Consider the following 11,832-nt stretch of genomic DNA (forward strand, 5'->3'; position numbering starts at 1 on the left):
GCGATGATATACGCCTAAGTCTCCCTGAATGCCGGTTTCCAGCCATGCTGGTTGGTGTCCGCCGCGGCCTCTGTGGACCGCACCGGTGGCACGCCCCGGCAGTGACCGCTTGGACGTGCCGGGCCCGCCGTCTGCTACTTCAGGCCTATCTCCTCGCACGCGGCCTTGACCTTGTCGACGCAGATCTCCTCGACGGTGAAGACACCGTCGATGACCACGGTGCTCCCGATGTTGTCCCTGGTCACGGAGGTGCCGGGAATGAGCACCGACGGCACGCGCTTGGTGGTCGGGCTGCTGACCACCTGGTTGATGATTCCGTCGATCTTCTCGCCTTGGGCGAGCTTGACGGCGAGCTCCGCGGCGGCCTCCGCCTCGCGGGCGTACGGCTTGTAGACGGTCATGTACTGCTCGCCCGCCACGATGCGCTGCACGCCGGCGAGTTCCGCGTCCTGACCGGTGACCGGGGGCAGTGGGTTCACACCTGCGGCCTTGAGGGCGGCGATGATGCCGCCGGCCATGCCGTCATTGGCCGAGTAGACGCCGACGATCTTGTCCTTGCCGAGCGCCGAGAGCGCGGCCGCCATGTTGCTGTTGGCGTTCTCCGGCTTCCACTCGACGGTGTCGTACTCCTTGCCGACGTTCACCTTGCCTTCGAGGACGGATCTGGCACCGGTTCTGAACTGTGCGGCGTTCGGGTCGGTGACCGCGCCGTTCATCATCACGATCTTCCCGCCCCTGGCCTTGTCGCCGAGGGACTCCAGCAGCGCCTTGCCCTGGACACGACCGACGTCTTCGTTGTCGAAGGAGGTGTACGCGTCGATCGGGCCCTCCGCCAGGCGGTCGTAGGCGACGACCGCGATGCCCGCGCCCCTGGCCTTCGTCACGGCCCCGGCGATCGCCTTGGAGTCCACCGCGTCGATGACCAGGACGTCGACCTTGTTTTCGATCATCGTGTCGACCTGGGCGTTCTGCTTCGCCGCGTCCCCCATGGCGTTGGCATAGACCACTTTCCCCTTGCCGAGCGTCAGGAGGGCGACCTTCCTCTCCATCAGGGGCTTGTCGAACTTCTCGTAGCGTGCGGTCTCGTTCTCGGGGAGCAGGAGGCCGATCTTGACCGCACCATCACTCCCGTTGTCGCTCTCGTCCGCGCCGCCGCAAGCGGCGAGCGTGACAGTGAGCGCCGAAACAGCCAGTCCAACGGCGGCACGACCCAGATTCGCGTTCACGAAGTGAACCTCCCTGACGGGGCCGTGTCCGTACGGCCGAGGTGGGGGCAGTCAACTTGGCCCTCCTAGTGCCGTCAAGAAGTGAAGTGTTAACGACCTGGCAACGTTGTCGTGACACCGCCGCATATCGCCCATGTTGGCCTTTTATCCCCCGCTGGCGCTCTGAACTCCTGACGTCATGTCAACTTGTGAAGAGACATGGCAGCAGGCCCGGGCCGGGACGGGGAGGTGCGTCAGCTGCAGGTCCCTGGTGTGTCGGTACCGACCGTCCACCGTGCCGTCCGGCACGGTGGACGCATGGCCGAGAACGACACCAACCGGACCAGCCGTCGTGCTGTTCTACGGGCCGCCGGAACGGCCGGGGCCGCCGCCCTGGCCGCCGCCTGCTCCGGCCCGGCCGGTACCCGCGGCGCTGCGGGCCAGCCGTCGGCCTCGGCCCCCCTACCGGTCAAGGCCAGCAGTACCGCCGCCCCGGCCTGCGTGCTCAGTACCGAGGCGGGCGCGGGCCCGTACTACGTGGACCTGGACCGGGTGCGGTCGGACATCACCGAAGGCCTGGGCGGAGTGCCGTTCCGGCTGGACCTGACGGTGGTCCGGGTGTCGGCGGGCTGCCGGCCACTCGCGGCCGCCACCGTGGACGTGTGGCATGCCGATGCCTCGGGCGCCTACTCCACCGGCAAGGCCACGTTCCTGCGCGGCACTCAGGTCACCGACGGCACCGGCCGATGCGTGTTCCGGACGATCGTGCCCGGCTGGTACGCGGGGCTGGCACCGCACATCCACTTCAAGGTGCACCCCGACGCACGGACCGAGACGACCTCCCAGTTCTTCTTCCCCGAGGACCTCCTGCTGAAGGTGTACGCGAGCCAGCCCTACGCCCGCCGCCGCGCACCGGAGCACCCCAACCAGCGGGACAGCCGCTATCGGGCAGCCGGCGCCACCATGACGCTGGCCGCTTCGCCCGACGGCGACGGCTACCGTGCCGCGTACACCGTGGGGATCGCCTGAGCCGGGCGCCCGGCTGCCCGTTGCAGGGGGAAACCGGTCTGCGGGCCGGGGGCGCACCCTTGCCGGTCAGGCGGGCGAGGTGCCGAACGGGTTGTCGATGACGTAGCGCCACAGGCCGTCCGGGCCGCGCCGGGCGACGTCCGTGGCGGTTCCGGCCAGTCGGACGGCCGCGCCGTCGGGGCCGGTGCCCTCGAGCGTGGCGACCTCGCAGGACCGGTTGGAACCCATCCTGCTCGCCGCGGCAGACGCACCCGTGCGGTTCGGGGTCGAGCTCCTCGGCCTGACCGAAGAACCCGAGAGCGTCGTGGCCCATCTCGTCGACCACCCACACGGTGGAGGGATGCACGTCCGTGCCCGTTACGTACTCGCCGCGGACGGGGCGAACTCCACCGTCCGGCAGCGGCTGGGAATCGACACGACCGGCCCCGGCGCGATGGCGGCCGTCACCACCGTCGTGTTCGACGCCGACCTCCACACCTGGTGCGCCGACCAGCCCGCCGGGGTCTACTTCACCGCCCACGGATCGTTCCTCCCGCTCTACCCCGAAGGGGGCTGGGCCTGGCTCGCTCCCACACCCGAGGATCCGCACGGCGCAGACTGGGCCGATCTCGTCTCGCGCGCCCTCGGCCCCGGCGCCGCCGTACGAGCCGACGTGTTGCGGGTACAGCACTGGGTCATGAACGCGTTCGTCGCCGAGCGCTTCCGACACGACCGGATCCTGCTGGCCGGCGATGCCGCGCACGCGCTGCCCATCATCGGCGGCCTGGGCATGAACACGGGTATCTCCGATGTGCACAACCTGTGCTGGAAACTGGCGGGAGTTCTCCGCGGGTGGGCCGGACCGAGCCTGTTGGACACCTACGCGACGGAACGACAACCCGTCGCCCACCTGACCCTCCGCCAAGCAGTGGCCAACACCCACCTCATGTTCCAGGCACAGAGCCTGCGGCAACAGCAGCTCCGGACCGGCGAAGCAGCACCGGCACGCGTCGAACTTCCCTGGTCGGACCGGTACTTCGCCCAGCTCGGGCTCGTCCTCGGCGTCACCTACCGCTCCGCTGCCGTCCTCACCGACGGCAGTCCCCCGCCCGAGCCGTCCGACGTGGGCACGGACTACGTCCCCACCGCGGAACCAGGCCACCGCATGCCCCACCTCTGGCTCGGACGCGACCGCTCGACGCTCGACGCCTTCGGCGAATGGTTCACCCTGCTCACCCCCGACCCCACCCGCTGGGAGCGGCGAAGCGCCACACCATGGCCGCTGCGCGTCGAGCCCCTTGCCGACGAGCACACCGGCCGCTGCGGCGTCTCCCCCGAGGGAGCACTGCTGATCCGACCCGACGGCCACGTCAGCGCCCGCTGGCGCGACCGGCCACCGGGCGGCAGCGTCCTCGTCCACGCCCTCGCGACCGTCACCGGCTCGGCGCCCCTCTGACAGCCCGTGCGACGAGGGCTGTGACCGCTCTTCCGTGAAGGCTCACGCAAGGGCGGGCACAGCCACCTACTTCAGCTCCGATCAGCGGTCCGCTCGGGCAGGGCCCGTCAGCACTCACCGCCCCAGCGGTGGGACGATCCCCGGTCTGCAGGGTTGGCGCTGGGGTACCAGCCCTCGTCCCCGAAGTGCAGGCAGGCGATCTGGCCGGAGTAGTTGTAGCCGTCGTAGATGCGTACGTGGTCGCAACCGGCGCACGCCGTACCGTTGTTGCGCCACGACTGGTCGTCGTTGTCGATGTTCGCCCCGTTGGACAGGTAGTTGTCCGACCAGTTGGCGTCGTTGCCGGACCACGAGGCGCTCGGGCCGTCGTAGTTGGTGTAGTACCACGCGCAGAAGTTCCCGCTCGCGCAGGCGCCCGTGCCGGCCGTGGCCGGGGCCGCGGTCATCAGTCCGAGGCCCAGTGTGGCGACCAGGGCGAAGAGTAAGCCGACGATCTTGGATCGCATGAGTGCTGCCCTTCTCGTTCGTGTCTTGTGCTTCTTCTTCTGATTCACCGCACCCGGTGCCGGGCGCGGAGCTGGGGGGCGGTTCAGCGGGCGTCGTCGACCAGCTGCCGGGCGCGTGGCAGGGCCGCCGCGGCGAGCCGGTCACGGGTGCGGATCGCGTCCCTGTGCGCCTGCTCGAGCTGCGTGCGGTACCGCTGTTCCACACGCGCGGCCGTGGTCACCAGACCGGTGGTACGGGCGCATGCCGCCTCGGCTTCCGCGGCGGCGCGTTCGCGCGCCAGCTCGGTCTCGGTCGGGACGTCGCGCGCCGCGGCCGAGGCTTTGAGCCGCAGTTCCTGCGGGTCCTCGACCGTCCAGTCGTGGCCGGCCGTGCAGGCGGACCAGTCCTTCACCGCCGCCGCGTAGGCCGGGTCTTCGAGGACCTTCGGCTGGTAGACGGTCGTCAGGTTCTCGACGGTCCGCGCGGCTTTGAACCAGGCCGGGTAGTCCCCGTACAGCCTCCGGCGCGCTTCGGCCAGGCACCCGCTGTCGTTCGTCGCGATCCGGAACCCACTGGGCAGCGTCACCTTGATCCGCTGCCGCTCGGTGCCCGTCATCGCCAGGGAGCAGGCGGCCCTCTGTGACTCGTCCAGCCCTTGGAAGTAGACCCGGTTCGGGTCCTTTTCGGCGCGGCTCAGCAGCTCCCGGTCCAGGTCCGTACCGAATCCGTGCGTGCGGGCGAACTCCGCGTCGTCGATGCCGTACGGAAAGTCCGGCCGGCGGGGCGGCTGTTCGGCCGGCGGGACGACGGTGTACCGGTATCCCTTGGCCTTCATGCACGGACCGATGAGCAGTGACTCCGCGTGCTCCAGCGTTTCCCACTGCGCTGCGGTCGGCTCCCGCGGTGGCTCACCGGCAGGAGCGCTGCCGGCAGGGGCGCTGCCGGCAGGGGCGCTGCCGGCAGCCGTGCATCCGAGGCCGCCGATGGTGATCGCCGCTGTCGCCGCCGCAAGAGCGGCGGCCGCCAGGCACCTCGATCTCCTGCGCGCAGGCCGGTTTCCAGACATGTCATCCCCCGGCTCCTGGAGATCGAGTACGGGGGGACCCACGGCTGGCTCGGCCGACCCGGCAGGTCCGAGGGCGTCCCGCACCGCACCCGGGTGGGTGTTCGGCACGACGGCCGGGTACGGCTCGGCCCCGTCGGTGTCACACCGACGGGGCCGGGCGGTGTGTCAGAGGGCGCTCTTCGTCGCGCTGTCGACGGAGCACTTCTTGTACTCGCTGCCGTCGCCCTTCCCGGTGTACGCCGTCTTGGCCTCGGCCTGTGCGGACGCACCCGCCTTGACGGTGAGTGCGCTCACCCTGGCCTGGGCGGAGGTCGCGGTCGAGGTGGCGTCCCCGCTGAACTTCATGGTGATGTTGTAGGTGTAGTCCACCGAACCGCTGTTGGTGACGGTGAGCCGGGCGACCAGGTTCTTGCCCGAGTCGTCCAGCTTGCAGCTGTCGATCCGGATGTCGCGCTCGGCCTTGTTCTTGCTGCTGGAACCGCCGGTGACGGAGGTACCGCCGGAGGTGCTGCTGCCGCCGCTGGTGCTGCTGCTGTCGCTGCCACCGCTGCTGGTGCCCCCGCTGGAGCTGCTGGAGCTCGAGCCGTGGCTGCTGCCGCCGCAGCTGGCGCCGTGAGAGCCCCGGGCTCCGGTGAGTGCGACGATGGCGATGCCGAAGACGGCGACCGCGCGGACATGGCGAAGCTTCACGTTCAACCCCGTTGAAATATCAGTGACCGAAAACAGCCCGCCTTGACGGGCACACGTCACCCTAACAGCGGATGCCAGATGCCTCGTCCGAGCCCACACCGGCGGCACGGCAGCGCTCCGGTCTCTCAAAATGCCGGGTCCAGGCGCTTCGCGCATCATGAGTGCTGTGCATGACCCACACAGGGGCTCGGTCTGTCTGTCGATCGTGGTTCCCGTCTTCAACGAGGAGGAGGCCCTGCCTGTTCTGGCGGCGCGGCTCCGGCCCGTCCTGGACGGGTGCGAGGAACCGTACGAGGTCCTCGCCGTCGATGACGGCTCGACCGACAAGACGCCCCACCTGCTGGAGGATCTGCGCACCGTCTGGCCCCAGCTCCGCGTCGTGACCCTCCGGCGGAACAGCGGCCACCAGGCCGCCCTCACCGCCGGATTGCACCGCGCCCGCGGCGCCTATGTGATCAGCATGGACGCAGACCTCCAGGACCCGCCGGAAGTCATCCCGGACATGCTCGCCCTGGCTCGGGCGGACGGCCTGGACGTCGTCTACGGCGTCCGCACGGACCGCTCCGCAGACACCGGCTTCAAACGCCGGACAGCCGGCGCCTACTACTGGCTCATGCGCCGCCTGGCCGGCTCCTACGTACCCGCTCAGGCCGGCGATTTCCGCCTGCTGTCCCGCCCGGTGGTGGAAACCCTCAAAACCCTGCCCGAGCAGCAGATCTACCGACTGCTCATTCCCTGGCTCGGTTTCCCCGGCGGCCAGATCACCTACCAGCGCGGAGAGCGGGTGGCGGGCGCCACCAAATACCCCCTGCACAAGATGGTCCTCTTGGCCCTGGACAGCATCACCAGCTTCTCGGCGGTCCCTCTGCGCCTGGCCACGGCGCTCGGCGCCTTCAGTCTCGTCGTCTGCCTCGCGTTCCTCACCTGGACCCTCGTCGTCTACTCGACGGGAAACACCCTCCCCGGCTGGACCTCCCTGATCATCACGATCCTGTTCTTCGGCGCCGTCCAGCTCTTCTGCGTGGGAATGCTCGGCGAGTACGTGGCCCGCATCTACACGGCCGTCCAGGCCCGGCCCACCTACTTCGTCGCCCGTGACACGGACGAAGAACAGCGGTAGGCCGGTCAGACCAGCACCCCGGAGAAGAACATCGCCCCCAAGAGGGCGTACTGGACGGCACAGCAGGCCAACAGCGGCACCTGAACCCACCGGAACATGCGCCTGACCAGAATGAGCCCGACGAACATCTGCGCGTGATTGCGGTACCACGACATGTCCGCGCCGGCGAAGAACGGCACCAGGAAGATCGCAACCGTCAAGATCAGGGCAGCCCATTCCTCGACGTCGAGCCGACGGTTGCGGACGAGCAGAGCCGCAGCCGTGGCCAGGACGAGCAGCACGAAGGCGAGGTTCAGCCAGAGCTGCGACTTGTGCGCGTCAAGACCGTGCGCCACCAGCCACGGCAGGTGCCCCTCGGGCGTGTACCAGTCCCTGAACGGAAAATCGTATGCCTGCCCCATCGCGTCGAAAGGCTGGTGCAGGCCTCCTTGCCCGTAACTGGATTCCTGGAGGATCTCGTACGCGTCCCAGTGGCCCGCCGCCTGCCACATCAGCCATTTGGCCCAGAGCACGCCACAGCCGGCGAGGGCTGCCGACAACCCTGCCTTCGCGAACCGAACGGTCCACGTGTCGGTTCGCCACGCGAAGAACGCGCTCAAGAGCAGCATGCCGACGGCTACGGCGCCGACGGGATAACAGGAGGCCGCCGCGAAACCGCCGGCAGCCGCGAGCCCCCAGGAGCCGCGCTTGACTCCGGCGACGCAGACGAGCAGTGCCAGCGTTCCGGTGGCGATCGGGAACAGGGCGTGGAGGTAGACACCGCCCGGGAAGACGGTACCGATGGCGAGGGTGAGGCCGGTGGCCCAGGTGAGCCGGGCGCCGAGCAGCCACCACAGCACCGCGAACATGCCGAGCAGAGACACTTCGGTGACGACCAAGGCGGACATCTCATAGGAGAGCCCGGTGGCGGAAACCGCCCGGACGGACATGGGGTACCCGGGGAACCAGGCCACGTTTCCACACATGACATCGCGGAAGTTCGGGTAGCGCTCCCGGCACCAGAACATCTCGTAGCCGGTCTTGGCAATGGACAGGTAGTGCGCGGAATCCCAGCGGCTGCGACCACCGGTGGACCAGTACGCCACTTCGGATCCGTCGCCGGCAACGGATGCCTTCGCGACCATCCAGGTGATGAGGTTCGTGATCAGCCATGCGACGACCGGCGGTAGCAGGGAGTGGCGCCCATCGCGGGCCGCCGGCCGGGTCGGTTCCACCATCTCCAGCCCCGCGATCGTCTCGTCGGCGGTCTCGGCCCCGCTCGGAGGGAGATCCACGATCCGCCGCACGGCCGTGGCAGCCCGTACGGTGCCTTGCTTCACGATCAGTCTGGCGAAGGCCCCGCGGAGGTGCATCCGAAAGTACTCCTCCGGCCCGGGCCGCCTCTCACGGATCACCGTGCCGACCGGGTGAAGACGCCGCGACGTGTCCCACGGCCACGGGCCGCCCGGACCCCGCTGGTCCGGGCGGCACGCGCGCGGCGGATGCCGAGTCCGCAGGCAGTCGTGCTCCTCGTGGTGCTACCGGCCCGCGGGCTCCTCCTCGAACGGGAAACGGGCGAGTGGGGCCTCGCCGTGGAAGAACGTCTTGGCGCGGACCATGGCGCGTTCGTCGTTCTTCACCTGGCCGGGCCGCGAGCCGTTGCCGAACAGCACCCCGCCGAATCGCATGCGCATGTAGGCCGCCGAGTTGTTGAGGCTGGTCACCAGTCCGTCGGCGACCACCTCGTCGCGATCGGCCATGACCGTGACCCCCCACAGGGTCCGACCCGCCATCCGCTGCTTGAAGTCCGAGCCGGGCACCGTCAGCCAGCCCGACCAGTAGTCGAGGTAGCGCTTGGTCTGCGCGGAGAGCGAGTACCAGTACAGGGGCGAGGCGATGACGATGTCGGTGGCCTCCAGGGTGGCCCGGCGCAGCAGTTCCTCGTTCTCGTCGACGGTCCGGGAAGCGCTCTCGTGACGGCCGTCCTCGAAATCGGGCAGCGGTAGCGTGGCCAGGTCCACCCAACGCCGGGGCACTTCGGCGGGCAGCTGTTCCGCGGCTGCCCGCGCGAGTGTCTCGGTGTTGCCGTCCGCGCGGGAGCTGCCGAGGACAAAAAGGAACGAGCGGTCGGTTGCGCGGGGCGTCTCGGTCGGCACGTCTGCTCCAGTTCTTGGACCCCCGGGAGCGGGGGTGGATTTGGATTCGATCTCCGCCTCCAACACTCCGGACCTGCACGGCTATTCCGCCAGCGGCGCCGCTGCGCGCCCCCTCGCCCCCGCCCCGGCGGCTCAGGTCGGGCGTGCAGGAACGGTAGGACCGCTCGGGTCAGCAGGGGGCGTTGGTCCGAGTGGTGTCGGAACTCCACTCGTGCGGACGGCGGTTCAGTTCGGCGATCTCGTCGATCAGCGCGTGTGGTCGGTCCCGGTTCGTGCCGACAGTCCCCGGCGCAGGCATGCGGTGAGGTGGGCCGCGATGGACCCGTCGGGGTCGAGGCCGGGGTTGAAGATCGTGACGTCGAGGCCGACGGCCCGTTCGTCGGCCAGTGCCGTGCCCAGCACGCTCTCCAGCTCCGACCAGGTCAGCCCGCCGGGGATGCGGTAGTCGACGGCGGGCATGACCGCGTCGTCCAGGACGTCGACGTCGAGGTGGACCCAGTAGCCGGCGCTTTCGTCGTGCGTGAGGTGGGAGATCGCCTCGCGCACGGCGACCGCGGCGCCGGCCGCGCGCACACCGTCGAGGTCGATCGCACGGAGCCGTGGCGGCAGCGGTTGCATTCCGGCCTCGCGGGACTCGGCGGCGTCACGGAACCCGAAGGCTACGACGTCCTCGTCGCGCAGCAGGGGCCCGCGGCCCTCAAGGTCGGTGAGCAGCCGGGGGCCGCGGCCCGTGGCCAGGGCGAGTTCCATCGAGGCCGCCTCGCCGGTCGGCTCCGCCGAGGGCTGGTAGAAGTCGGTGTGGCCGTCGAGGAACAACAGGCCGTAGCGGCGCAGGGCGAGGAGGTTGCCGAGCAGGACGGTGCAGTCGCCGCCGAGGACGACGGGGAATCGGTCGTCGTCGAGTACGGCCCCGACGGCGTCGGCCAGCCGGACGGAGTACCGGGCGATGCCTGCGGGGTTGAGGACCTGGGTGCCGGGGTCCCGCCGGGGGTCGTACGCCGGTGCGTCGACCCGGCCGGCGTGCACGAGGCCGGGGTGGTCCGCCAGACCGGCATGGAGCAGCGCCGCGGGCAGGTGCTGGACGCCGGACGGGCGCAGTCCGAGCACGGACGGTGCCTCGATGATCGCGATTTCGCGCACGGAACCATGATCCCGCAGGGGGGCACCGTGCCGAGCCGAGCCGTGCGTGTTCGTGTTCGTCGTCGTCAGCCCGCGTCGAGGACGAGGTCGGCGCGGTGTCGGCCCGGGGCGATGAGGCGGGCGTTCGCCTCGTCCGAGCGGTCCACCCACTCGCGCGCGTACGCCGGCTCCTTGCCGTGGCGTACGTGCCGGTCGACCAGGCGCCGGACGCGCAGGTCCTCGTCCGGGGCGAGGTACCAGGCCTCGTCCAGCAGCGGCCGTACCGCCGCCCACTCCCCTTCGTCGAGGAGCAGGTAGTTCCCCTCGGTGATCACCAGCGGTACGGCCGGGGCCACGGGGATGCTGCCCGCGATCGGCTCCTCCAGGGAGCGGTCGAAGGCGGGTGCGTACACCGTGGCCCGGTCGGACGCGCGCAGGCGGTGCAGCAGGGAGACGTACCCGGCCACGTCGAAGGTGTCCGGGGCACCCTTGCGGTCGGCGAGTCCCACCCGGTTCAACTCGGCCTGGGCGAGGTGGAACCCGTCCATCGGGACCACCACGGCCGTCTCCGGGCCGAGCGCCTCGGCGAGCCGGGCGGCCAGCGTCGACTTACCGGCTCCCGGTGGCCCGGCGATGCCCAGGATCCGCCGGCCGCCCGGGGCGGCCGGCCCGGCCCCTCCCGTCGGCCCGGCCGGCCCGGCCAGTCCGGCCGCTCTCCGTACCAGCTCCGTGGTCGTCTGCACCTGCATCTGCACATCCTGCCCGAGGATCACGCAGCCGTGGGGGCCCCGCCCTTCCACCCCCAGGCCGTGAGCATGCCCGGTGACAGGCCGGTGCACCGGGGGGAATCCAGGTAGCGCACGGCTTCGTCGATCCCTCCGTCGTCGACGAGGCCCGTTCCCACCATGGCTTCCCGTGCCCGCTCCCAGGTCTCGGCCCAGAACCTGCTGATCGCGCTGCCCGGCAGGAGCGGTGGTACGTGGACCTCGGCCGCCACGGATTCCAGCCCGGCCTCGCGCAGCAGATCGAGATGGCCGGGTACCCGTGACACGTCGGTACCGATGCTGTCGTGCAGCCCCTGCCACATGGCCCGCATGGCCCGGGTGTACGGCGTGACGGGCGCCGACCCGGTGGTCAGGTCGACCGCATCGCTGACGACCAGTACGCCGCCGGGTGCGAGCAGCCCGCTCAGCTTGGCGACCATGTGCTGCGGGGACGGCAGGTGCATGAGGACGAACCGGGCGTGGACCAGGTGGAAGAGGCCCGGGGCGAAGTCGTCGGCGGTGACGTCCGCCTGCAGCACCGTCAGTCCCGGCACGGGGTGCGCCGCGAGGAACCGTACGTCGCGGTCCACCGCGAGGACCGCGGCGACGCCCGCTTCGTCCAGCAGGCCGCGCGCCACCGTGCCGGTTCCCGCACCCACGTCCAGGCAGTTCCAGCCGGGGCCCGCTCCCAGCAGACGCAGCCGGGCCAGGGTCGTCGCGTCGTAGGTGAGGGCTCGGCGGCGCAGTCGGACCACAGCTGGCGTGGCGTCCGCGCACGCCGAG

At 70.3% G+C, this 11,832-nt stretch carries 12 protein-coding genes and 1 pseudogene; 3 read left to right on the forward strand and 10 right to left on the reverse strand.

What is annotated here, in order from left to right; all coding sequences use genetic code 11:
• Nucleotides 1-134: 134 nt before the first annotated feature.
• The gene (locus OG332_RS01245) at nucleotides 135-1,226 is read right to left on the reverse strand and encodes a sugar ABC transporter substrate-binding protein (protein WP_327411663.1); all 1,092 of its coding nucleotides are present in this window, start codon (nucleotides 1,224-1,226) and stop codon (nucleotides 135-137) included.
• Between the two features lie 297 nt (nucleotides 1,227-1,523).
• On the opposite strand from OG332_RS01245, the gene OG332_RS01250 reads away from it, so the two are divergent.
• Nucleotides 1,524-2,234, forward strand: coding sequence for a dioxygenase family protein (locus OG332_RS01250; RefSeq protein WP_327411664.1), 711 nt, complete (start codon nucleotides 1,524-1,526; stop codon nucleotides 2,232-2,234).
• 66 nt (nucleotides 2,235-2,300) lie between these two features.
• Here OG332_RS01250 and OG332_RS01255 read toward each other — a convergent pair.
• Nucleotides 2,301-2,429 (reverse strand): annotated as a pseudogene (locus tag OG332_RS01255) (DUF4440 domain-containing protein); the annotation flags it as partial.
• Between the two features lie 22 nt (nucleotides 2,430-2,451).
• Between OG332_RS01255 and OG332_RS01260 the strand changes: the two are divergent.
• Entirely contained in the window at nucleotides 2,452-3,669 is a 1,218-nt protein-coding gene (locus OG332_RS01260) for an FAD-dependent monooxygenase (RefSeq protein WP_327411665.1), read from the forward strand.
• A gap of 107 nt (nucleotides 3,670-3,776) precedes the next feature.
• On the opposite strand, the gene OG332_RS01265 is transcribed toward OG332_RS01260, so the two are convergent.
• From OG332_RS01265 to OG332_RS01275, 3 genes are all read right to left on the reverse strand, one after another.
• Entirely contained in the window at nucleotides 3,777-4,175 is a 399-nt protein-coding gene (locus tag OG332_RS01265) for a peptidase inhibitor family I36 protein (RefSeq protein WP_327411666.1), read from the reverse strand.
• A gap of 83 nt (nucleotides 4,176-4,258) precedes the next feature.
• Nucleotides 4,259-4,990: a hypothetical protein gene (locus OG332_RS01270; protein WP_327411667.1), complete on the reverse strand. Its 732-nt coding sequence runs from the start codon at nucleotides 4,988-4,990 to the stop codon at nucleotides 4,259-4,261.
• A 396-nt stretch (nucleotides 4,991-5,386) separates the two neighbouring features.
• The gene (locus tag OG332_RS01275) at nucleotides 5,387-5,911 is read right to left on the reverse strand and encodes a hypothetical protein (RefSeq protein WP_327411668.1); all 525 of its coding nucleotides are present in this window, start codon (nucleotides 5,909-5,911) and stop codon (nucleotides 5,387-5,389) included.
• A 157-nt stretch (nucleotides 5,912-6,068) separates the two neighbouring features.
• Between OG332_RS01275 and OG332_RS01280 the strand changes: the two genes are divergently transcribed.
• A complete protein-coding gene (locus OG332_RS01280; protein ID WP_327411669.1) occupies nucleotides 6,069-7,031 on the forward strand; it encodes a glycosyltransferase family 2 protein in 963 nt (320 codons plus the stop codon).
• 5 nt (nucleotides 7,032-7,036) lie between these two features.
• Here OG332_RS01280 and OG332_RS01285 read toward each other — a convergent pair whose 3' ends face one another.
• The 5 genes from OG332_RS01285 to OG332_RS01305 all read right to left on the reverse strand — a co-directional run bounded on the left by OG332_RS01285 (nucleotide 7,037) and on the right by OG332_RS01305 (nucleotide 11,804).
• On the reverse strand, nucleotides 7,037-8,383 hold the full coding sequence (locus OG332_RS01285; RefSeq protein ID WP_327411670.1) for a hypothetical protein: 1,347 nt from the start codon (nucleotides 8,381-8,383) through the stop codon (nucleotides 7,037-7,039).
• A gap of 165 nt (nucleotides 8,384-8,548) precedes the next feature.
• A complete protein-coding gene (locus tag OG332_RS01290; protein ID WP_327411671.1) occupies nucleotides 8,549-9,166 on the reverse strand; it encodes a flavodoxin family protein in 618 nt (205 codons plus the stop codon).
• Nucleotides 9,167-9,412: 246 nt separating this feature from the next.
• Nucleotides 9,413-10,306, reverse strand: coding sequence for an arginase family protein (locus tag OG332_RS01295; protein ID WP_327411672.1), 894 nt, complete (start codon nucleotides 10,304-10,306; stop codon nucleotides 9,413-9,415).
• Nucleotides 10,307-10,371: 65 nt separating this feature from the next.
• Entirely contained in the window at nucleotides 10,372-11,034 is a 663-nt protein-coding gene (locus OG332_RS01300; protein ID WP_327411673.1) for a nucleoside/nucleotide kinase family protein, read from the reverse strand.
• Between the two features lie 20 nt (nucleotides 11,035-11,054).
• Nucleotides 11,055-11,804, reverse strand: a complete 750-nt coding sequence (locus tag OG332_RS01305) for a class I SAM-dependent methyltransferase (RefSeq protein WP_327419068.1) — start codon at nucleotides 11,802-11,804, stop codon at nucleotides 11,055-11,057.
• Nucleotides 11,805-11,832: the final 28 nt, after the last annotated feature.

The sequence above is a fragment of the Streptomyces sp. NBC_01233 genome (assembly GCF_035989305.1).
In the GTDB taxonomy this organism is placed as follows: domain Bacteria; phylum Actinomycetota; class Actinomycetes; order Streptomycetales; family Streptomycetaceae; genus Streptomyces.